Annotated in this window: 21 protein-coding genes and 2 pseudogenes; 2 read left to right on the top strand and 21 right to left on the bottom strand. The window is 64.5% G+C overall.

Going from position 1 to position 19,818, the window contains the following annotated elements:
• The first annotated feature begins 162 nt into the window (after positions 1-162).
• Complete coding sequence (locus ABIB80_RS34795; RefSeq protein WP_354129123.1) at positions 163-954, top strand: polysaccharide deacetylase family protein; 792 nt, start codon at positions 163-165, stop codon at positions 952-954.
• A gap of 1,195 nt (positions 955-2,149) precedes the next feature.
• Positions 2,150-2,722: a GNAT family N-acetyltransferase gene (locus tag ABIB80_RS34800; protein WP_279686297.1), complete on the top strand. Its 573-nt coding sequence runs from the start codon at positions 2,150-2,152 to the stop codon at positions 2,720-2,722.
• 439 nt (positions 2,723-3,161) lie between these two features.
• On the opposite strand, the pseudogene ABIB80_RS34805 reads toward ABIB80_RS34800, so the two are convergent.
• From ABIB80_RS34805 to ABIB80_RS34905, 21 genes and pseudogenes are all read right to left on the bottom strand, one after another.
• Positions 3,162-4,264 (bottom strand): annotated as a pseudogene (locus ABIB80_RS34805) (sigma-54-dependent transcriptional regulator); the annotation flags it as partial.
• Positions 4,261-4,563: a hypothetical protein gene (locus tag ABIB80_RS34810; protein WP_354129124.1), complete on the bottom strand. Its 303-nt coding sequence runs from the start codon at positions 4,561-4,563 to the stop codon at positions 4,261-4,263. The pseudogene ABIB80_RS34805 and the gene ABIB80_RS34810, both read right to left, overlap by 4 nt.
• Positions 4,463-4,942, bottom strand: coding sequence for an enoyl-CoA hydratase/isomerase family protein (locus tag ABIB80_RS34815; RefSeq protein ID WP_354129174.1), 480 nt, complete (start codon positions 4,940-4,942; stop codon positions 4,463-4,465). The genes ABIB80_RS34810 and ABIB80_RS34815 overlap by 101 nt, the downstream gene beginning before the upstream one ends.
• A gap of 302 nt (positions 4,943-5,244) precedes the next feature.
• A pseudogene (locus ABIB80_RS34820) lies at positions 5,245-5,487 on the bottom strand (DNA-3-methyladenine glycosylase); the annotation flags it as partial.
• A 71-nt stretch (positions 5,488-5,558) separates the two neighbouring features.
• Entirely contained in the window at positions 5,559-5,888 is a 330-nt protein-coding gene (locus ABIB80_RS34825; protein WP_354129125.1) for a formyl transferase, read from the bottom strand.
• An 8-nt stretch (positions 5,889-5,896) separates the two neighbouring features.
• Complete coding sequence (hypE, locus tag ABIB80_RS34830; protein WP_354129126.1) at positions 5,897-6,937, bottom strand: hydrogenase expression/formation protein HypE; 1,041 nt, start codon at positions 6,935-6,937, stop codon at positions 5,897-5,899.
• Positions 6,934-8,076 carry a hydrogenase formation protein HypD gene (gene hypD, locus ABIB80_RS34835; protein WP_354129127.1) on the bottom strand — a complete coding sequence of 381 codons (1,143 nt, stop codon included), beginning with the start codon at positions 8,074-8,076 and terminating at the stop codon, positions 6,934-6,936. The genes hypE and hypD overlap by 4 nt, the downstream gene beginning before the upstream one ends.
• Entirely contained in the window at positions 8,073-8,309 is a 237-nt protein-coding gene (locus ABIB80_RS34840; RefSeq protein WP_279686301.1) for a HypC/HybG/HupF family hydrogenase formation chaperone, read from the bottom strand. The genes hypD and ABIB80_RS34840 overlap by 4 nt, the downstream gene beginning before the upstream one ends.
• The gene (gene hypF, locus ABIB80_RS34845; RefSeq protein WP_354129128.1) at positions 8,309-10,561 is read right to left on the bottom strand and encodes a carbamoyltransferase HypF; all 2,253 of its coding nucleotides are present in this window, start codon (positions 10,559-10,561) and stop codon (positions 8,309-8,311) included. The genes ABIB80_RS34840 and hypF overlap by 1 nt, the downstream gene beginning before the upstream one ends.
• 2 nt (positions 10,562-10,563) lie before the next feature.
• Positions 10,564-11,484, bottom strand: a complete 921-nt coding sequence (gene hypB, locus ABIB80_RS34850; RefSeq protein WP_354129129.1) for a hydrogenase nickel incorporation protein HypB — start codon at positions 11,482-11,484, stop codon at positions 10,564-10,566.
• The gene (gene hypA / locus ABIB80_RS34855) at positions 11,484-11,825 is read right to left on the bottom strand and encodes a hydrogenase maturation nickel metallochaperone HypA (RefSeq protein WP_354129130.1); all 342 of its coding nucleotides are present in this window, start codon (positions 11,823-11,825) and stop codon (positions 11,484-11,486) included. The genes hypB and hypA overlap by 1 nt, the downstream gene beginning before the upstream one ends.
• Positions 11,818-12,912, bottom strand: a complete 1,095-nt coding sequence (locus ABIB80_RS34860) for a nickel-dependent hydrogenase large subunit (protein WP_354129131.1) — start codon at positions 12,910-12,912, stop codon at positions 11,818-11,820. Before ABIB80_RS34860 ends, hypA begins: the two co-directional genes overlap by 8 nt.
• Positions 12,909-13,436, bottom strand: coding sequence for a [NiFe]-hydrogenase assembly chaperone HybE (gene hybE, locus ABIB80_RS34865; RefSeq protein ID WP_354129132.1), 528 nt, complete (start codon positions 13,434-13,436; stop codon positions 12,909-12,911). The genes ABIB80_RS34860 and hybE overlap by 4 nt, the downstream gene beginning before the upstream one ends.
• Entirely contained in the window at positions 13,433-13,642 is a 210-nt protein-coding gene (locus tag ABIB80_RS34870) for a rubredoxin (RefSeq protein ID WP_148756122.1), read from the bottom strand. The genes hybE and ABIB80_RS34870 overlap by 4 nt, the downstream gene beginning before the upstream one ends.
• Positions 13,639-14,502 (bottom strand): hydrogenase expression/formation protein, encoded by an 864-nt coding sequence (locus tag ABIB80_RS34875; RefSeq protein ID WP_354129133.1) that lies wholly within the window; start codon positions 14,500-14,502, stop codon positions 13,639-13,641. The genes ABIB80_RS34870 and ABIB80_RS34875 overlap by 4 nt, the downstream gene beginning before the upstream one ends.
• Entirely contained in the window at positions 14,499-14,945 is a 447-nt protein-coding gene (locus tag ABIB80_RS34880) for a thioredoxin domain-containing protein (protein ID WP_354129134.1), read from the bottom strand. The genes ABIB80_RS34875 and ABIB80_RS34880 overlap by 4 nt, the downstream gene beginning before the upstream one ends.
• Before the next feature lie 274 nt (positions 14,946-15,219).
• Positions 15,220-15,516, bottom strand: a complete 297-nt coding sequence (locus tag ABIB80_RS34885; protein WP_148744597.1) for a HypC/HybG/HupF family hydrogenase formation chaperone — start codon at positions 15,514-15,516, stop codon at positions 15,220-15,222.
• A gap of 26 nt (positions 15,517-15,542) precedes the next feature.
• The gene (locus tag ABIB80_RS34890) at positions 15,543-16,124 is read right to left on the bottom strand and encodes a HyaD/HybD family hydrogenase maturation endopeptidase (protein ID WP_502918761.1); all 582 of its coding nucleotides are present in this window, start codon (positions 16,122-16,124) and stop codon (positions 15,543-15,545) included.
• 14 nt (positions 16,125-16,138) lie between these two features.
• Positions 16,139-16,879 (bottom strand): Ni/Fe-hydrogenase, b-type cytochrome subunit, encoded by a 741-nt coding sequence (cybH, locus tag ABIB80_RS34895; RefSeq protein ID WP_502917010.1) that lies wholly within the window; start codon positions 16,877-16,879, stop codon positions 16,139-16,141.
• 12 nt (positions 16,880-16,891) lie between these two features.
• Positions 16,892-18,682, bottom strand: coding sequence for a nickel-dependent hydrogenase large subunit (locus ABIB80_RS34900; protein WP_354129136.1), 1,791 nt, complete (start codon positions 18,680-18,682; stop codon positions 16,892-16,894).
• 30 nt (positions 18,683-18,712) lie between these two features.
• Entirely contained in the window at positions 18,713-19,804 is a 1,092-nt protein-coding gene (locus ABIB80_RS34905; protein ID WP_148756128.1) for a hydrogenase small subunit, read from the bottom strand.
• Positions 19,805-19,818 lie beyond the last annotated feature (14 nt).

The following is a 19,818-nucleotide window of genomic DNA, read 5'->3' on the forward strand; positions in this document are numbered from 1 at the left end:
CGACATAGTTCGATCTGAGTGCAGGTCCACCGCGACGGATCAGCTAGTCCGAAATGGAAACGAGGCGGCTGAAGCCATCGGCATGATGATGTAACTCCAGCCATGACGGCAAGACTAACTTGTTCAAGGCCGCAACCAGACACCTGTTCGGGGACGACCTCGATGGCAGAATGGGCCCTGCTGCTTGTGAGCGCCGCGACGGCGGTGCTTGCCGGCATCACGGCTGCGGAGGCGGCCGACTGTCCGCGCAAGGACGCACTCGGGACCTCGCGCGTGCTCGCCGTTGACGCCAAGACTCATCCGCGGGTTGGACTGAAGAGCTTTCCCCAAACTCTCCCCTTAGCCGACCACGAGGTCGTGCTGACCTTCGACGACGGGCCCCGGCCGCCGTACACGGAAAAGGTGCTGGCGGCGCTCGCGCAGGAGTGCGTCCGAGCCACGTTCTTCCTGGTCGGCAAGTCGTCAGCCCAATTTCCCGAGCTCGCGCGGCGCGCGGCCGCGCAAGGCCACACCATCGCGCACCACACCTGGTCGCATTCGATGGCGTCGAAGATCAGCTTCGAGAAGGCGAAAGAGGACATCGATCGCGGGATTGCCGCCGACGAAATGGCGCTCCATGGAGTATCGACAATGGCGCCTTCGACGCCGTTCTTCCGCTTCCCCTATTTCGACTCGACCCCTCAGACGCTCGAGCTACTCCAGTCTCGGGGCATCGTCGTGTTCGGAGCGGACCTGTGGGCCAGCGACTGGGAGGAAATGACGCCAGACCAGGAGCTGAAGCTGATCACCAGCCGGCTCAATGCCGAGGGGAAGGGGATCATTCTGTTTCACGACGCCAAAGCACATACCGCCGCGATGATGCCCGCCTTCCTACGGTACCTGCACGACAACGGCTATCACGTCGTTCACGTCGTTCCGACGGCTCCGCTGCAGAGGAATGCCGATACGCATTGATGGCGGAGTGTCACGGCGGCGCAGAGTGGAGCAATCCCGAATCCACTAAGCCGTCGTTCATGTGAGCCGGTGCAAGGATGAAGGCGGAATCGCGCATGAGCCGTTTCGGGCAGGTAGGAACCGCAAAGTGACGTAGATTACGTCAGACGTCTGCATCATCTTTGCCGTTTACGCGCCGGCAGGAGTGGCAGCGGCGCATAGCCGCTCGGTATCTTCCTCGTGCTGCACTTCCTGATTTTGGAATGGAGAAGCCCACCGCTTGTGACCCAAGCGATCTTCCGCTCGAATGCCGCGACCGTCTCACGCTGTAACGCGTGTCCGCAAGCATTAGAAGAGGTCTTCTAAACAAACAGATCGTAAAGTGATGCAAGTGAACGACAAAACGATCTCGCGCGACACGGCCCGACGAGGCTCTCATAAAGCATTTAACGGCAATGCGATGGCAGGCAGTGAACCCGGCTCATCAGGACGGGACATTGTCTATTCGAGGAACGCGCGAGAAGCCGGCCTCAATCGCGAGCTCAACGACCAAGTTACACGCGTTCGTCGGGCGTCCGTGATGTTCTTCATCGCGCGGAAACAAATGGCGCGTCCGATGGGAGATTAGAAAAACTGATTATCTAAACACTACCAAAAACAGTGCGCCTTGGACTCGCGCGTTCCACGATTCTCTGAGAGCATTGATCTCAGGCAATGAAGCCGGTCAGGGACGCTCATGCTGCCCACCAACATCTTTGACAGAGTGAGTAATTCAGTTATTAGCGCGGCCCGATGAGCGTTCCTTCTGCGACGCGCGCGGCCATTGCGATGGGGCCGTCGAATGTGGGACTGGATCCGGCAAATCGCTGGTCGGCCTGCCGCTCGAACTTTCTACGAGGGGGGAGAGTAGATCCAGATGCGTGAGTCTTTTCGCAAGCGGTCAGCCTCGCTCCTGTAACGTCCGAGCATGAACACGATGGGGGTGACACGCAGGTCCAAAGAAGGAGAGAGGGCTCCGTGCGACCATTACGATGTTCGACTTCGGCTTTCTGAGATATTTTTGGAGCGGCACGAGGACGCTATCACCTCAATGTGAACTAGAGCGTCATCTCACTTTCAACTGTGCAGTGTATCTGCTTTGAATCGGGTGCTGCGGCAGCCTCCGTCCGCCGCTGGACCAGGTCGTATGTTGGTTAAGCTTGGAAGAGGATATGACATGGTGACCACGCGTGAAGTGTCTATCGATGACGCCACAACGGTGACCCACATGGTTGCTGCCCTACTTGCTGAACTTGAGGGGGGGCAAATGCAGGACGAACTAGATACCCAGCTTGTTGTCGACCTCCTGGCGATGAAAGAGCGCGTCTACGGGTTTCTGGCTTTCACGGAGGCACGCCCGGTCGGCCTCATTATGTTGTCGGAAGGCGCGGCGCTTTTTGCGCGCGGAACCTACGGCATTATCACCGAACTCTATGTGGTGCCCGATCAGCGATCTTCTGGGGTCGCGATGCGTCTCATTGCGGCTGCGGTGGGCCTGGGGACAGTAAAAGGCTGGGGCCAGCTTGAAGTGGGGGCGCCGAGGCAACCCATGTGGAGCCGTAGCCCCACCTCAGCATTGTACTTGAAGGCCGGTTTTGCAGAGATCGGCCCACGCCTCAAATTGCCGTTGCACGGCTTAGCCAGTCATCGTGCGAAATGTAATGCTGCAGGGCGATCGCGATTATATCCTCGGCGGCAACACGCACTCTGCCGCGGTGTGTCGGATTCATCTTCTGCAAGATTTGCGTGAGCGTCGAATTGCCGGCGCCCGGTTGACCGGCGACGAAGTTTGTAATGCCGGCTTGTCGCGCGCGGTGAGCGATCGGCAATTGTCGGAGGAGATCCTGGCGGACGCGGTCGAGGCGGGGCGGCGCTGAGGCTTGCGAATGGGCCGTGATGCGTTGGAACCTCCGTTGGCGATGTGTGCAATTTCCTGGTGGCTGCAATGAATCTCCGGCCGGAGCAACACTACGAAACTTGATGTGCCCGCACCGGCCGGGTTAGCGTTTCGCGCGGACCGCCGCCTGGGTCTCTCAGGCGGCGGTCCGGATCAAAGCCCGTCAGGGGCTCCCTCCCTCTCGTCATTTCGTCGCAGGGCGCGGTGCCATTGTCGGCATTGCCGCCTTGGCCATGATGAAACATGATTGGCCTTGGCCGGAGACGACTTGTCTTCGGGAAGGTGGAGATGACGCCGAACGCGCAAAGCGCAGATTCGGCCGGTTGAAGGAGCTCTTGACCGCCGACAGCACGCCCTCCGCAATCAGCGGGATGTCCATCGGGCGCTCGCGTAGCGCCGGCATGTGCACCGGGAATGCGGCGAGGCGGTAGTACAGGTCGCGCCGGAAGCGACCGGCCTCGACCTCGGCCTCCAGGTCGCGGTTGGTCGCCGCCACCACGCGAACGTCGACCTTGCGCACGCGCTGCGCGCCGAGCGGCCGGATCTCGCTCTCCTGCAGCACACGCAGCAGCTTGACCTGGAACCCCGGGGAGGTCTCGCCGATCTCGTCGAGGAAGATCGTACCGCCATCGGCGACCTCGAACAGGCTGATACGATCCTGGTAGGCGCCGGTGAAGGCGCCCTTCTTGCAACCGAACAGATCGCTTCCAAGAGCTCGTCCGGCAGCGCGCCGCAGTTCTCGACCACGGACGCCTTGTTGGCCCGCGCCGAGCCGTAATGGATCGCGCGGGCCAGAAGCTCCTTGCCGGTGCCGGATTCTCGGGTGATCAGAACCGAAATATCGTAGTCGGCGGCGCGCCTGCCGAGCTCGATCACGGCGTGCATCGGGCTTTCCGTCGAATGCACGATGCGGTCGAAATCGCAGAGCTGCTTGGCCACTCCGCGCTTGACCGAGGCGACCTTCTTGATGTGCCCCGAGGTCGCCTTGACGTCGAGGCCGGCGGTCTCGGTCTCCTTCTGCAGCCGATAGAGCTGAACCGCCTCCTTGACGGTTTCGACCAGTTGGTCCGGCTGCCAGGGCTTGGTGATGTATTGATAGATGCCGGCCTCGTTCAGTCCTGCGATGATGTCCTCGGACTCCGAATAGCCGGAAATGATCATCCGCACCGGATCCGGCCTGAGCTCGCGGACGCGCTTCAGGAAGCTCACGCCGGATTCGTGCGGCATCCGCTGGTCGCAGAGGATCGCGTGGACAATCTCGCCCTCCAGCAGCTTCTCCGCATCGGTCGCATTGCCGACGCAGAGCACCTCCAAATCCTCCCTGAGCACGCGCCGCAGCGCTTCCTGCGAGCGGACCTCGTCGTCGACGAGGAGAATGGTTCCCTGAATGCTCACGATGGCACCGCCATGCCGACAGGCCGATCTGGCGCACGCCGGGACCGGTGACCAGCGATGGTCAGCGGCGTGCGCGACTTCGGCACCTTGTGGATGAAATTGTAGCGCGCGACGTGGTAGCTCGGATCGAAGCCGTAGAAATTCAGCTTCATCCGCCGCAGCTCCTCGTCGCGGTAGGATTGCAGGGGCTTCTCGGCCTCATCGGCGGCGCGCCGCTGCCGCTTGGCGGCGAGGCGCATGGCAAAACCGGCATCCGACGCCATGGTGGCGCCGCGCTGTACGAGGCTTATTATCGGCAAGCTCCTCGCCCGATAGCACGCGATCGACGATGCCGAGGCGCCGCGCCTCCGCCACTCCCATCGGAAGCCGGCATTGCGTGATCCGGGTTGCGTTCGCGGCGCCCGCACGGCGCGGCAGCAGATAGGTCCAGTATTCCGAGCCGTAAAGATTGCCCATGTCCTTGTAATGCGGATTGAGGACGATCTGGTCGCTTGCCCAGACCTCGTCGGCGGCAAGACTCAGGAAGACGCCGCCCGCACCCGCATTGCCGCGAATGACCGAGACGACCAGGCGGTCGGTGGTCTCGATGATCGCGCGGGCAAGATCGTCGATCGCATTGATGTTGCGCCAGGACTCATCCGCGGGGCTGTCGGCCGCCTCGATTTCTGCAAGATGAATGCCGTTCGACCAATAATCCCGGCCCCGGTCAGGAGCAGCACCCTGGTCGGGCGCGCCAGCGCCGCGCGATAGGCCTCGAGCAGGGCCTCACATTCGGCGGTCGCCATGGCGCCGTTGTAGAAGGAGAACGCGAGCTCGCCGACCTCGCCATGCTCGCGATACCTGATCCGGGCGTAGCCGCAGCCGGGCCGGTGCGGCAGATGCGCCGCCTCGGCGGCAAAGAGTTTCGCCGCCGGCAGCTTCAGGCTCTTCGGCGCGAGCTTCCTGACATGCCCGATCCAGACCGCGCCATCGACCGTGGCGCGCGCCAGCGCGCCGTCGCATTGCGCGACGACGGTGCCGGGCACGCCGGAGATGCCGTGCGCCTCATGCGCATCGAACAGCCTGACCTCCTGGAAGGACAGACTGTCGACCAAGCCCGGCATGCCGTCGGCGCTGTCAATCTTGCGCAGCACGGTCGCGGTGGTGTCGTGCTGCCAGTCGATCGCCCGGCCCGCCTGGCGGCAAGGTCCGCGCACGCGAATGCGCGGGTCGTCCGTGTCCATCGGCTGCGGGGCAGGCCGTCCGGATTCGATCGCCGCGACGGCTTCGAGCACCGCCGCAACCGCGCAGGACGTCACCTCATTGCGGTAGATGCTGGACTTAGGCGCACGCCCCACTCGCTTGCACCGTCCAGAATCGCCCAGTCGAGCGCCGCCGGACCGCGATCGCCGGGCGGACCGGGATGGACGACCAGGCACCGCAGGCTGCGCCAGACGTCGTTGGGAATCGCCTGCTTCAGGAACGGCGCGATCACAAGGTCCGGCCGATGCAGCGCCACGCTCTCGCGCGTGACCTCGGCATGGATGTCGAGCTCGACCGCGACATCGTGGCCTCGATCCCTGAGCTCGACATGCAGCCGCTGCGTCAGGCTGTTGAAGGAATGCGACAGGAGCAGGATGCGCATGATTTGCCTCAACAGATTCTCGGCAATTGCTCGCCCGACAGCCAGTCGACGATCCGCCCGCCGCCGAAGCTCGTGGCCATCTGCACGAAATGATGATCGTCGGCCACGGCCTCGCCGATATCGGCGGCGGCGCGGCCAAGCGGATGCGCCCGCATCGCGGCCAGCACTGCAGCAGCATTTTCGGGCGCCACGATCGCGACCAGCTTGCCCTCATTGGCGACATGGAGCGGATCGAGCCCGAGCAGCTCGCACGCTGCCGCGACGCCAGGCTTGACCGGGATCGCCTCCTCGCGAAGATGGAAGCCGAGGTCGGACTGCTGGGCGATCTCGTTCAGCGTGGCGGCAAGCCCGCCGCGGGTGGGATCGCGCATCAGGCGGATGCCGAGGCCGCCGGTTTCGACCATCTTCGCGACGAGATCGTTCAGCGCCGCCGAATCCGAGACGATCTCGGTCTCGAAGGCGAGATTCTGCCGCTTCGACATGATCGCCACGCCGTGATCGCCGAGCGTGCCCGAGATCAGCACGCGATCGCCGACGCGGGCATTCTCCGCCGAGAGATCGAGCCCGTGGGGTACGACCCCAACGCCGGCGGTCGAGATGAACAGGCCATCGGCCTTGCCGCGCTCGACCACCTTGGTGTCGCCGGTGACGATGTGAACGCCGGCGGTGCGCGCAGCCTCGCCCATCGATTCTGCGATCATCTTGAGGTCGGCGAAGCGGAAGCCTTCCTCGATGATAAAGCTTGCAGAGAGGTAGAGCGGGCGTGCACCGGCCATGGCGATATCGTTGACGGTGCCGTGCACTGCAAGCGAGCCGATATTGCCGCCGGGGAAGAACAGCGGCGAGACCACATAGCCGTCGGTCGTCATCACCATGCGCCCGGCACCAACGTCGAATGCCGACTGGTCGTTGCCGCGCGCCAGCCATTCATTGCCGAAGGCCTCGTGGAACAGACCCGAGATCAACTGCGCCATGGCCCGGCCGCCCGAGCCGTGGGACAGGTCGACGCAGCCGTTCCTGATGTCGAGCTTGCGCTGGTAGGCCTTCATGACACACGCCTTTGCTGGTGGTCGCGGAAGCGGCCATAGGTCCAGTGTGCGGCGCAGGCGCCTTCGGAGGAGACCATGCAGGAGCCCATGGGCGTCTCCGGCGTGCAGACGGTGCCGAACAGCTTGCAGTCGACCGGCTTCTTCACGCCGCGCAGGATGGCGCCGCATTCGCAGGCGGGATTGTCGTCGACGCGCAGCTCGTGCATGTCGAAGCGCACCTCGGCGTCGTATACGGCGTAAGCGCGCTTCAGCTTCAGCCCGCTATAGGGAACCTGTCCGAGCCCCCGCCATTCGAACTGATCGCGCAGCTCGAAGATGTCGGAGACCTCCTCCTTGGCGCGCAGATTGCCGTCGCGGTTCACCGCGCGGCTGTACTGGTTCTCGACCTCGTGCCTATCCTCGTTGACCTGCCGCACCAGCATCAGGATTGCCTGCATCATGTCGAGCGGCTCGAAGCCCGCGATCACCACGGGCCTGCCGAACTCCTCGGCAAAGAACTCGTAAGGAGCCGTGCCGATGATCGTCGAGACATGGGCCGGCCCGACGAAACCGTCGATCTCGACCCGGCCGATGTTGCGGATGTCGGGACTTTCCAGGATGTTCTGCATCGCCGGCGGCGTCAGCACGTGGTTGCAGAACACGGTGAAGTTTTCGAGCTGCTTCTTCTCCGCCAGCCGGATCATGACTGCAGTCGGCGGCGTCGTGGTCTCGAAGCCGATGGCGAAGAACACGACCTCGCGTCCGGGATTGTCCTCGGCGATCCGGATCGCGTCGATGGTGGAATAGACCATGCGGATGTCGGCGCCGCGCGCCTTCGCCTTCAACAGCGATGCGCCCTGCGAGCCGGGAACGCGCATCAGGTCGCCATAGACGCACAGGATGACGTCCGGCCGCTCGGCGAGCCGGATCGCCATGTCGATGCGTCCGCCCGGCAGCACGCACACCGGACAGCCGGGGCCGTGGATCATCCGCACGTTCTTCGGCAGCATGTCCTCGAGGCCGTAACGCGAGATCGCGTGGGTATGGCCGCCGCAGAATTCCATGAAGCGATAGAGCTTTTGCGGATCGGCTTCCGCGCGGATCGCTTTCGCAAGCCCGAGCGCGATCTCCTTGTCGCGAAACTCGTCGGCATATTTCATGACGCGGCTCTCTGCCCCTCGGCGCTAAGCTCGCGCAGCAGTTCGAGCGTCCGCATTGCCTCCTCCGGATCGATCTTCGTCAGGGCATAGCCGACATGGATGATCACATAGTCGCCGACGGCGAGATTCTCGATCAAGGCGACCGATATCTCCTTGCTGACGCCGTCGATCGAGACGATCGCCATCTCGTCGGGCAGGAGCCTCGTGACCTCAGCAGGTATCGCGAGACACATCAGGCGGTTCCTTCCAGGCCGTACTGTTCGAGTTGGAGCGTGGCGATCCAGGCCTGGCCGAGGCTGAGACCGCCGTCATTGGGCGGCACTTGCCGCGGCAGCAGCGGCAAGAGACCGGCGGCGATACAGCCGCGCTCGATCTCGCAACTGAGGATCGCGTTGAGAAAGCAGCCGCCGCTCAGGGCGACGGTCGTGACGCCGGTCTCGCGCGCCGCACGGGCGATCCAGTCGACGCAGGCAGCGGCGAGCGTGCCATGGAACAGCCCGGCCCCCTCGATCGGATCGATGCCCTCGGCCGCAAGGCGCGCAAGCAACGGAAACAGGGACAGCACCCCATCCTCGATCCTCCAGCCGTCTTTCATGGAGCGCGGCGCGCGAACCCGCGCCTCCAGTTTCATCGCGGCTTCGCCCTCATAGCTCTGCACCTGGCAAAGACCGAGCAGCCCCGCCGCCGCGTCGAACAGCCGGCCGGCGCTGGTCGTCACCGGTACGCCCGGCTGGTCGAGCAAGGCATGGAGACGCGCAGCCTGCGGCTGCGCCGCAAACCGGGTCGCGATCGCGTTGCCGCGGGCCAGGTCATGCAATGCGCTTGCAGCCATGCGCCACGGCTCGCGCGCGGCGCGATCGCCGCCCGCCATCTTCATCGGCGCCAGATGGCCGAGCCGCCGGAACTGCGCGCGCTCGCACAGCAGGAGCTCGCCCCCCCAATTGCCGCCGTCGCTGCCCTGGCCGAAGCCGTCGAGCACCAGTGCCAACGCAGATCCCGCGAGGCCATGCTCCGCCATCACGGAGGCGGCATGGGCATGATGGTGCTGGACTGCGATCAGCCGCCGCCCGCTCGCTTCGGCGAAGCGGGTCGAGGCTATGTTCGGGTGCAGATCATGGGCGATAACCGCCGGCTCGACGTCCAGCGTCGACAGCAGGTGGCCGATGGTTTCCTCGAAGACACGGACGCCTTCGGCGGTGTCGAGGTCGCCGACGTGCTGGGAAACGAAGGCCTCGCTGCCGCGCGTGACCGTCACGGTCGACTTCAACGCGCCGCCGACCGCAAGGATCGGCGGCACCGGTCGCGCCAGCCGAACCGGCTCCGGCACGTAGCCGCGGGCACGGCGGCTGAACTGCGTCCGGCCGGCGACGACGGCCGCCACGGAATCGTCGGCGCGGGTGACGATGTCGCGATCATGGCTGACGATGAGGTCGGCGATGCCGGCAAGCCGCAGCTCGGCCTCGCGATTGTCGATCAGAAGCGGCTCGCCGCCGGGATTGGCGCTGGTGGCGACGATCGCCCAGCTCTCGCCGGCGAGCGGATGCGCCGCATCCAGCGCCTCGAAGATCAAATGAAGGAGCGGAGTGACCGGCAGCGCGATGCCGATCCGCGCCAGCTCCGGCGCGATCGCTGGCGAGAGCCGATGGCGCGATGTCATCAGCACGATCGGCCGCGGCGACGTCTCGAGCAAGGCGAGCTCGGCAGCATCGGCGTCGGCGATGCCGGCGACCGCGTCCACCGAGCCGACCATGACGGCAAACGGCTTCTGGTCGCGCTGCTTGCGCTGGCGCAGGCGCTGCACGGCCGCCTCGTCCCGGGCATCGCAGACGAGCTGATAGCCGCCGAGCCCCTTGACTGCGACGATCTTGCCTGCGGCGATCGCGGCAGCGATGTCCTCGATACCGTGGCTGAGCCGCGGGCCGCATTGCGGGCAGGCGATCGCTTCAGCATGGAAGCGGCGGCTGTCGGGATCGGCATAGTCGCCCGCACAGGCCTTGCACATCGCAAAGCGCTTCATGGCCGTGGTCGCGCGGTCGTAAGGAAGCCGCTCGGCAATGGTATAGCGCGGACCGCAATGGGTGCAGTTGACGAAGGGGTAGCGATAGAACCGGCTGGCTGGATCGAACAGCTCGCTCAGGCATTTTGGACAGGTCGCGGCATCGGCGCCGATGCGTGTCGACACCCTGCCCTGGTCGCTCGCGCGGATATAAAACCCCTCGCTCGCCACCGCCCCGACCGGCTGCACCGAGATCTCGTCGATCCGGGCGAGCGGCGGCTTTTCCAGCGGCAGTGCCCTGACGAAGTCCGATGCGCGCTCGCCCTCGACCTCGATGACGACGCCCTGGGAATCGTTGGCGACGAAGCCGCCGAGGCGGTAGCGCGTGGCGAGGCCGTAGACATAGGGGCGAAAGCCGACGCCCTGTACCGCGCCGCGCACGTGCAGGCGCAGCCGCCGTCCGTCCCGCGCCGTGGCCTCGCCGCCCATCGTCACTCCGCCGCCGTCATCGCGGCAGGCGTCGTCGCCGCCATCCGCTTGCGGATCCAGGCAAAGAACGCCGCAAAGCCTTCGCCGGTGCGCGCCGACACCGTCAGCACCTCGATCTTCGGGTTGACCCGGCGCGCATAGTCGATGGTCTTCGCCAGATCGAAATCGAGCACGGGCGCGAGATCGATCTTGTTGATCAGCATCAGCGACGAGGCTGCGAACATGTCGGGGTATTTCAGCGGCTTGTCCTCGCCCTCGGTGGTCGAGAACACCACGATCTTGCAGGCCTCGCCGAGATCGAACGCCGCCGGGCAAACCAGGTTGCCGACATTCTCGATGAAAAGCAGGCCGCCGTTCAGCCAGGGCAGCCGGTCATAGGCCTCGCCGACCATGGCGGCGTCGAGGTGACAGCCCTTGCCGGTATTGACCTGGATCGCCGGCACGCCGGTCGTGCGAATGCGCTCGGCATCGTTGGAGGTCTGCTGGTCGCCTTCGATCACGCCGATCGCAAAGCTTGCCTTCAGCTCGGACAGGGCGCGGACCAGCAGCGAGGTCTTGCCGGCGCCGGGGCTGGAGACCAGGTTGAAGGCGAGCACGCCGTCGGCCGCGAAGCGGGTGCGGTTGTCGGCCGCAAGCCGGTCGTTCTTGCCGAGGATGTCGCGCTCGACCTGGATGATGCGGTCGCTGCTCATGCCGGCGATCTTCTGGCCCGCGGGATTGGCGCCGCAGTCGAGCAGCCCGGCCTCATCGGGGGCGTGGTCGTGGGCACCACCGTGGTGATGGTGGTGACCGTGGTCGTGGCCATGACCGCGGTGATGATGATGGTGCTCGCCGTGCCCATGGCCATCGCCGTGATCATGATGATGACCATGCGCATCTTCGATCGATGCCTTGCCGTCGCTGCAGCCGCAGACCGTACACATCAGTCGACCTCCAATTCCCTTACCCGCATCTCCTCGCCGCCCGTCACCTGCAATTGGTAGCCGCCGCAGGACGGGCACGGCTCGTAACGCTGCCCGATCTCAACGGTTTTGGAACAGGCCATGCACCAAGCCGTGCCGGGCGTCTCGACGATCTCGAGCCGCGCGCCTTGCGCGATGGTCCGCGCGGCTACGGCCTCGAAGCAGAATTTCAGCGCCTCCGGCGCGACATGGCTCAGCGCACCGATCTCCAGACGGACGACGTTCATCTTGGTGAAAGCGCGCTTGCGCGCTTCCTCCTCGACGATACCGACGATGCCTTCGCACAGCGCCATCTCATGCATGGCCGGCCTCGCGAAATTGCAGGCTGAAGCAGACGCAGGGATCGAAGGAGCCGACCAGCGCGCGAACCGCGTCCTGCCCCTGCCGGCCGGTCGCGAGCGTCGCGCCCTTGAGGCTCCTGACCAGCGGTCCGCGGGCGTGAAAATTCCACTCGGTCGGTGCCAGGAACTCGAAGTTGACGACGCGATCCTCGTCGTCCAGTGCGACGGCGTGATGGAGGCGCCCGCGTGCGCATTCGACCGCGGCTGCCCCCTTGCCCGCGCCGAGCCGGTAGCTCGCGACGACGCCTTCATCGAGATCCGCATCGCCACGATCGAGCCAGGCGCAGAGCCGCGCGACCTCGGCAATCCGCGCCTTCAGACGCGCGGCGGAGCCCGCTTCCGCCGCCGAGACCGCTTCACGGCGTGCCCTGCGCGCCCAGACGCCGGTTTCCGGAATCCGGCCGCAGAGGTCCGGCGCATCGGAATAGGCCGCACCGTCCGCCAGCAGACGCGTGACGATGTCTAAATCGTCCGCCACCGTCAGGAAGGATGGATCGGCCTCGGGCTCTGACACCAGCTTGCCGTGGCATCCCGCGACGGAGGCGGCGAGCGGGCTGCCCGGCGCGAGCGTCTCGTCTTCTTTGCCGGCGATCCCCATCGCGCCGAGCGCGGCCTTGATCTGCACCACCGCGTCGCGATGCAAGGCCGGCGGGACGGCCTCGTCCGCGCCCCCAAGCAGCGCGCTTGCCTGCATTACGGCGCGCACCGCCAGAGCGTTTGTGCCGTCGAGCGCGAGCCGTCCGACGAACAGGCCGCGCAGCAGTTCGGTCAGCCGCTCGACGACGACTGCGGTGACGCGGCGCCGCACCGTTGCGGGAGCCGGCTCCCGTCCTTGCGCGGCTTCCACCGCCGACTGGAACGCCACGTGATGGGCGATCGAGCACAGCGAGAACAGACGCGGCAGCACCGGAAGCAGCGAAGCCGCGGGCTTTCCCGCAAACAGCCGCGTCAGCGGCGGCCGATTGCGCGGCTTGATCGCGACGTCGGCGATCGTGGCGCCGGACAACAGCACCGTAATATCGATCTCGTTGCGAAACGAGAGACTCATCCATGCCGCTCCGTCAAGGCGCCCCGCAGGAAGTTACGCCGATCGATCGGGCTTGTCGCGGGCTCGCGGCGGCGAACCGCCTCTTCGCTGTCCGCCGGCAGCATCAATTCGGCAAGCGCGGCTTCGGCCGTCGCTCGCGCGGCATCCTTGTCGGCGAATTGGAACATCGGCGAGAACAGCGAGCAGCTCGCGATCCGGCCGATCCGGGCGACCTCGCTGAGGGTGAATTCGATATGGCCCGCGGGAAAACGCATTCGCACGGTCGCGCCCGAGGTGACTGGCGTCACCGCGCCCGCCGGCATCGCCACGTTCATGAACCACGACGTGACCATGATGCCGACGATCGTGCCGTTGAAGGGACGGAAACCGACCGCCTCGACGCCGAGCGCATCGTTGTAGATGGGTAGATCGCGCATCGCGCGCTCGCCGATCTCGCGGTAGCTTGCGGCCAGAAGCTCGCCCCACGCCGCGGCGTCGGCGTCGTCGGCAGGACCTGACGCACTCGCTGGTGCGCTGCCTGTCATGTTTCGATCGCCATGAACTTGGATTTTGGCGCGTCGCAATTCGGGCAGTGCCACTCCTCCGGCAGCGCCGCGAACGGCGTGCCCGGCGCGATCTGCGCTACCTCATCGCCATCCGCCGGATCGTAGACGGTCCAGCAGATGCCGCATTCCAGCCGCGTGACGTCGGCGACGTCCTGGCGCACGCCAATATTCTCGAAGGCGCTCATTTGAAGTAGGCCTCGATGATTTCCTGCAGCCGCTCGGCGGAATCCTCGAAATCCTCGTCCGCTGCCAGCGCAACCGTCGGCACGCCGCCGACTTCGAGCGTATCGAGAATGATAGTGTCCATGGCGTTGAAGAACTGCACCGACCAGACATTGCGGATGCCGGTGGAGAGCACCCGGCAGGTGCCGTAGCCGCGCGACACCAGCTGGATCGGTCCGTTCCGGATCGTGTCCTGCATGAAGCTCATGTCGACCGGGCTCATCGGCAGCAGCGTGAAATTGATGATCTGCGAGCGAATGCCGGGCCGCCAGGCCTGTGCCCACTCGCGGATTTCGGCGAGCACCGGCAGCACGTTCATGGCGCCCTCCGGCACCTGCCCGATCTCGAAATCGGCGGATGTCAGGTCGGCAGCCGCACGCTTGACGATCTCGGGAACCGCGCCGATCTCGAGATATTCGGAAGTGGCGTCGGTCTCGAGCCGCACACGCCAAATTCCCGCCAGCACCGATTCCTGGATCTGCGCCAGCGATCCGTCCGGCAGCGCGACGACACCGGCGACCTCGCCTTCGCCGAGCACGTCGGCCACCAGCTTGCTCTCGAGATCGTTGAGATTGGCCAGCCGAAACAGTCTTGTCGGCGCGTTCGCCTTTTGATCCGCGATGGCATCCGCGATCCTCGAGAGCAGCGCGACCGCGTTCGGGCAGCTCTTTGCAAGCTCCGCACTGTCGCGCGTTGCAAGCTTTGCGAGCGCGCCGGCCGCCGTCAGGCTGCCCTTCGCTGCATTGAGACTCTCGTCGCCGATCGGAAACACGTTGACTGGTTGCTCGGCGCCTTCGGGCGCATCCCAGAAGCCGGCCTTCATAGCCCGACCTCTTGTGCGCGATGCTGGGGAATGATGGTGACGGCGACTGCGGCGCCTTGCCCGCGCGGCCGGTCGATCAGCTTGGTGATGCGGTCGGCATAGACCGACCAGTCCTGGATCTTGGCGATCAACCCCAGCGTCTTGCCGTTAGCGACGAAGATCAGCGTCGGCTGCACCCGCACCTCGAAGCGCTCGCCGAGCACACGCTCAGCGTCGCGTGCGATGATCGCACCGCGCAGCCGATTGCCGAACGCTGCGACAAGCTCGGGCAGCACCACGGCGACATCGATTGCCTCCGGAAAGCGGTTGGGATCGCCAGCCGACAGCAGCACCGCGACCGCACCGGCCTCGTCCGCTCCGCCAAGAAAATGATCGACCGTCGCAGCATCGACCTCGGGCAGACCACTCCGCGCCAGACCATGCTTTCCCACCTGGAATTCCATCGACCTCTCCTGACAAGCTTGTGTTTTTGGCGAACCAGAGGTTAGCAAGCCACGTGCCAGGATCGGTTATCACATGTTCGGATTTATCCCATTGATCCAGATCATGTATTTCTTGGCGCCGAGTGTAAGCCAAGCTTCAATGGAAAGATACTTGCCATATCTGGTGAGAGCTGTCTTTGCAGGTAGAAATCGATCTTCCAGGCGCACAGCGGCTGCCGAGGCCGGCCGGTCACTGATGTCGTCAACGCATCAAACGGGAGAAGCAGCGGCGATCCTAGTCGGACCGCAGGTGCTCGGGTAGTTGCGGCTCGCGGTCGATGAGGTCGGCGAAGAAGCGGTCGCAATCCTCGCCGTCGAGCGCCGCGCTGAGACCTTCGATCGCATTCGCGATCAGGCGTGCCTCGTCCTCGTCCAGCAGCCGGATCGCGGTGTCGATATAGACCAGCACCTTGGCGCCGACCGGAGGATTCGAGAGCAGCAGCACAGAGACGGGGCGCTGCTCGCCGCGATACGCGCACAGCGCCGAGATCCCGTCGGTCTCGACAATCGTCATGGGCAGGCCGAGGCACATGGGCAAATCTCCGGCAGTGTGGCCGATCAGGCCGGCCGCGTCTCGTAATGGAAATGATCGATGTCATTGGCGAGCAGCCGCTCGATATCTGCCAATGGCTCGGCGCGTTGGCTCACCGTGAGGCCCCATTCGGCCAGGATGGCGCAAGCGAGATTGATCGCCGGCGCGATCTGGTCGCGCACCGGCGCCGTAAGCGGCCCGCCCCAGTCTTCGAGATCGAGCGGCTGGCAGCCGATCAGCACCAGATGTTTCGGGCAACGGCCGAGCAGGTCGGCCGCGCTGATGACTTCCTGGAAGCCGGTCTGGTGCAGGCTCATCTTCTTGGCGCCGGTGAAACGCGGCACCTCGTCGTCACGCACAAGCTTCAACTGGCCGGGCTCGAGGCCATAGTCGATCGCGTCGAACACGATCAGGCGGTCCGCCTCTTCCAGATAGTTGACGAGATAGAGCCCCTGCGTGCCGCCATCGAGAATGGTGACATTGTCGGGTACGGCGTAGCGGCGGTGGAATTCCTCGACCGCCCGGACGCCGAACCCTTCGTCGGCCCACAGGATATTGCCGATGCCGAGCACCAGGATGCGATCGTCTTGCGAGAGTATCGGCTTCACTTGGCGTTCCCGTTTCAGTCGCGGAATCGCCGTTCGCCCGAGATCATCGAGGAGATGATGCTCTGGCGCGACATGATGTCTTCGCGGATCGCGGTGTAGATGTGCACCATCACGAACACGACCAGCGCCCACATGCCGAGATGATGCCAGGTGTGCACGTCCTGGCTGTTCGGCCAGATCGCAAACACCCAGCCGAACAGCTTATGCTGCCAGCTATCGATGCCGGTGCCTTCCGAATAGAGCGCAAACCCGGTGATGATCATGAAGGCCACGAACAGCGTGAATCCCGTGAACATCGCAATCTGCGCCAGAGGATTGTGGCCGACATACATCTTGGGCTCGCGCTCCAGGAACGCGTACCAGCGGATTTCGTGCAGCACTTCCTTCCAGAACTGCTTGCGGTGAAACGGGATGTAGAAGATCTGCCGAGAGTGGTGGTTGCCGACGAAAGCCCACAGGATGCGCGTGAGGAAGAATACCGCAAGCACCTGCCCCGCGGCGAAATGGGCGAAGCGGATGTAGCCCATCACGAAATTGTCGGACGCCTCGCCCGCGACCGTCGGCAACGGCGTTCCGATCAGATAGCCGGTCACCATAAGCCCGATAATCGAGAACGCGTTCACCCAGTGACAGATCCGTACCGGCGCTTCGTAGACATAGACGCTGGGACGACCCACCGCACGTTCTCCAGAAGCATAGGCTGCGATCGCCGCAAGGTCGGGCCTGGCGTCCGAGGCAGGAGCAACTGCATCCATCATGATCCTCTCCTACCTGACCTTGACCTTGGCGAGCTCCCGGCCGTCCGGGCTCATGACGTGCGTCGAACAGGCCAGGCACGGATCGAAGGAATGGATGGTGCGCAGGATCTCCAGCGGCTGCTCGGGATTGACCATCGGCGTGTTCATCAGCGACGCCTCGAAGGCGCCAATATTTCCCTTGGGGTCGCGCGGCGAGCCGTTCCAAGTCGTCGGCACCACGCACTGGTAGTTGTCGATCTTGGTGTCCTTGATCTTGACCCAGTGCGCGAGCGCGCCGCGCGGCGCCTCGGTGAAGCCGACTCCCTTGGCCTCCTTCGGCCAGCTTTCCGGCTTCCACTTGTCGACATTGGCGGTCGAGCTGTCGCCGGCCTTGATGTTGGCGACGAGCTTGTCCTGGAAGTAGCGCATCTGGCGTCCGGCCCAGACGGATTCGAGCGCACGCGCCGCCGTGCGGCCGAGCGTCGAGAACAGCGCCGACATCGGCAGGTTCAGATCCCGAAGGAACTTGTCGACGGGATCCTTGAACTCCGCCTTGTTCTGCGCGTAGCCGACGACCCAGCGCGCCAGCGGGCCGACCTCCATGGCGTGACCGCGCCAGCGCGGCGCCTTGATCCAGGAGTACTTGCCGCCTTCGTCGAGCTGCTCGATCGCCGTCTTGGTGCCCTTCGCGTTGGGTCCCAGCACGTAATTCGGCTCGGTGACGCCGTCCCAGGGATGAAGTCCCTTGGTCTCGTCGGGATATTTGTACCAGGAGTGCACCACGAACTCCTGGATCTCGTCGGGATTGGCGTGGTCGACCGGAAGCACCTTGGACAGGTTGCCGTTGATAATGGCGCCGCGCGGCAGCTTCAGGCTCTTGGCGGAATAGTCGTTGGCATGTTCTGGCACGTCGCCATACGAGAGCACGCTCTGGCTCGAAAGGCCGCCGCCATAGAGCCAATCCTTGTAGAATGAGCCGATCGCCGCCACGTCGGGGAGATAGACCATTTCGTTGAACTCGATCAGACGGTCGATGATCGAGGAGATCAGGTTCAGCCGTTCCATGTTGATGGCGCCGACAGCGCCGGTGCCGTCGACATTGATCGGACAGGGCACGCCGCCGACGAGCCAGTTAGGATGCGGGTTCTTGCCGCCGAAGATGGTGTGAATCTTGACGATCTCCTTCTGGAAATCAAGCGCCTCCAGATAATGCGCCACCGCCATCAGATTGGCTTCGGGCGGCAGCTTGTAGGCCTTGCTGCCCCAATAGCCATTCTTGAACGGACCGAGCTGCCCGGACTCGACGAACTTCTTCAGCCGGGTCTGCAGATCCTTGAAGTAGCCGGGCGACGACAGCGGCCAGCTCGAGATCGACTGCGCTAGCGTCGAGGTCGCCCGCGGATCGGCCGAAAGCGCGGAAACGACGTCGACCCAGTCCAGCGCGTGAAGGTGATAAAAATGGACGACGTGGTCGTGCACCTGCAGGGCAAGCTGCATCAGGTTGCGGATCGAATTAGCGTTCTGCGGGATGGTGATCCCGAGCGCGTTCTCGACCGCGCGCACCGAGGTCAGCGCGTGCGTGCCGGTGCAGACGCCGCAGATCCGTTCGGTAAACGCCCAGGCGTCGCGCGGATCGCGGTTCTTCAGGATCACCTCGATGCCGCGCCACATCGTGCCAGTGGAGACCGCGTTGCGGATGACGTTGTCGGCGTCGACATTGACCTCGACCCGCATGTGACCTTCGATACGTGTCACGGGGTCCACGACGATGCGCTTGCCGGAATTGTCGAGATTGAAGCCGTTGGGAGTCTGGATACCCATGATTGTCCTGCCCTGCTGTGTTCTTTTCGATCAGCTATTGTGGTCGGCGTCTTCGCGCTTGGTCGCGAGCCGCTTGACAGCGGTCACAGCCGCATGCACAGCCACCGCGGCGCCGACGGCGCCGGCCGCCACCATGCCGATCTGATCGGCGTTCTTCTCGATGCCGAACTGCTTAATGTTGGTGAGACGGTCGTAGAACGAGCCCTTGTCCCAGAAGCCGTCCTCCGAGCAGCCGATACAGCCGTGACCCGACTGGATCGGGAAGGACACGCCGCCGTTCCAGCGCACGGTCGAGCAGGCGTTGTAGGTGGTCGGCCCCTTGCAGCCCATCTTGTAGAGGCAATAGCCCTTGCGCGCGGCCTCGTCGTCCCACTCCTCGACGAACTGCCCCGCGTCGAAATGCGGGCGCCGGTAGCACTTGTCATGAATGCGCTGCGAGTAGAACATCTTCGGTCGGCCCTGGCGATCGAGCTCGGGTAGCTTGCCGAAGGTGGTGATGAAGGTGACGACGCCGGTCATCACCTCGGCGATCGGGGGGCATCCCGGCACCTTGATGATGGGCTTGTTGGTGATCACCTTGTCGATCGGAGTTGCCTGTGTTGGATTGGGCTTTGCCGCCTGCACGCAGCCCCAGGAGGCGCAGGCGCCCCAGGCAATGATTGCCATCGCATCCTCGGCCATCATCTTCAGCTTCTCGACGAACGGCTTGCCGCCGTCGATGCAGAACATCCCGCCTTCGTTCAGCGGCGGATTGCCTTCCACCGCGAGGATATACTGGCCTTTGTGCTTGGCGCGGGTCTCCTCGAGGATGGCTTCGGCCTGGTGGCCCGCAGCCGCCATGATGGTGTCGTCGTAGTCGAGCGAGATCATCGACAGCACCGCATCCTTGACCAGCGGATGCGCGGAGCGGATGAAGCTCTCCGAACAGCAGGTGCATTCCAGGCCGTGCATCCAGATCACGGGCACGCGCGGCTTAGTCTCGAGCGCGTTCGCGATGCGGCTCGCCGCCAGCGGTCCGAGGCCGAGGCTGGTCGCCGTCAGGCTGCAGAATTTATGAAAGCACCGACGTGTGATGCCTTGCCGCCTGATCACGCTGTAAAACGTTTCCGTCGCCGCGCCCATCAATCCTCCCGCCT

The sequence above is a fragment of the Bradyrhizobium sp. i1.15.2 genome, assembly GCF_040548425.1.
GTDB lineage: Bacteria > Pseudomonadota > Alphaproteobacteria > Rhizobiales > Xanthobacteraceae > Bradyrhizobium > Bradyrhizobium canariense.

Excerpts from the sequence above, each read along its gene's own strand:
- ABIB80_RS34860 (WP_354129131.1), bottom strand. The coding sequence starts at position 12,912 with ATGAGTCTCTCGTTTCGCAACGAGATCGATATTACGGTGCTGTTGTCC.
- ABIB80_RS34900 (WP_354129136.1), bottom strand. The coding sequence starts at position 18,682 with ATGGGTATCCAGACTCCCAACGGCTTCAATCTCGACAATTCCGGCAAG.
- hypE (WP_354129126.1), bottom strand. The coding sequence starts at position 6,937 with ATGAAGGCCTACCAGCGCAAGCTCGACATCAGGAACGGCTGCGTCGAC.
- hybE (WP_354129132.1), bottom strand. The coding sequence starts at position 13,436 with ATGACAGGCAGCGCACCAGCGAGTGCGTCAGGTCCTGCCGACGACGCC.
- hypA (WP_354129130.1), bottom strand. The coding sequence starts at position 11,825 with ATGCATGAGATGGCGCTGTGCGAAGGCATCGTCGGTATCGTCGAGGAG.
- cybH (WP_502917010.1), bottom strand. The coding sequence starts at position 16,879 with ATGGATGCAGTTGCTCCTGCCTCGGACGCCAGGCCCGACCTTGCGGCG.
- ABIB80_RS34885 (WP_148744597.1), bottom strand. The coding sequence starts at position 15,516 with ATGTGCCTCGGCCTGCCCATGACGATTGTCGAGACCGACGGGATCTCG.
- ABIB80_RS34795 (WP_354129123.1), top strand. The coding sequence starts at position 163 with ATGGCAGAATGGGCCCTGCTGCTTGTGAGCGCCGCGACGGCGGTGCTT.
- ABIB80_RS34870 (WP_148756122.1), bottom strand. The coding sequence starts at position 13,642 with ATGAGCGCCTTCGAGAATATTGGCGTGCGCCAGGACGTCGCCGACGTC.
- hypD (WP_354129127.1), bottom strand. The coding sequence starts at position 8,076 with ATGAAATATGCCGACGAGTTTCGCGACAAGGAGATCGCGCTCGGGCTT.
- ABIB80_RS34880 (WP_354129134.1), bottom strand. The coding sequence starts at position 14,945 with ATGGAATTCCAGGTGGGAAAGCATGGTCTGGCGCGGAGTGGTCTGCCC.
- ABIB80_RS34800 (WP_279686297.1), top strand. The coding sequence starts at position 2,150 with ATGGTGACCACGCGTGAAGTGTCTATCGATGACGCCACAACGGTGACC.
- hypB (WP_354129129.1), bottom strand. The coding sequence starts at position 11,484 with ATGTGTACGGTCTGCGGCTGCAGCGACGGCAAGGCATCGATCGAAGAT.
- hypF (WP_354129128.1), bottom strand. The coding sequence starts at position 10,561 with ATGGGCGGCGAGGCCACGGCGCGGGACGGACGGCGGCTGCGCCTGCAC.
- ABIB80_RS34840 (WP_279686301.1), bottom strand. The coding sequence starts at position 8,309 with ATGTGTCTCGCGATACCTGCTGAGGTCACGAGGCTCCTGCCCGACGAG.
- ABIB80_RS34825 (WP_354129125.1), bottom strand. The coding sequence starts at position 5,888 with ATGCGCATCCTGCTCCTGTCGCATTCCTTCAACAGCCTGACGCAGCGG.
- ABIB80_RS34905 (WP_148756128.1), bottom strand. The coding sequence starts at position 19,804 with ATGGGCGCGGCGACGGAAACGTTTTACAGCGTGATCAGGCGGCAAGGC.
- ABIB80_RS34875 (WP_354129133.1), bottom strand. The coding sequence starts at position 14,502 with ATGAAGGCCGGCTTCTGGGATGCGCCCGAAGGCGCCGAGCAACCAGTC.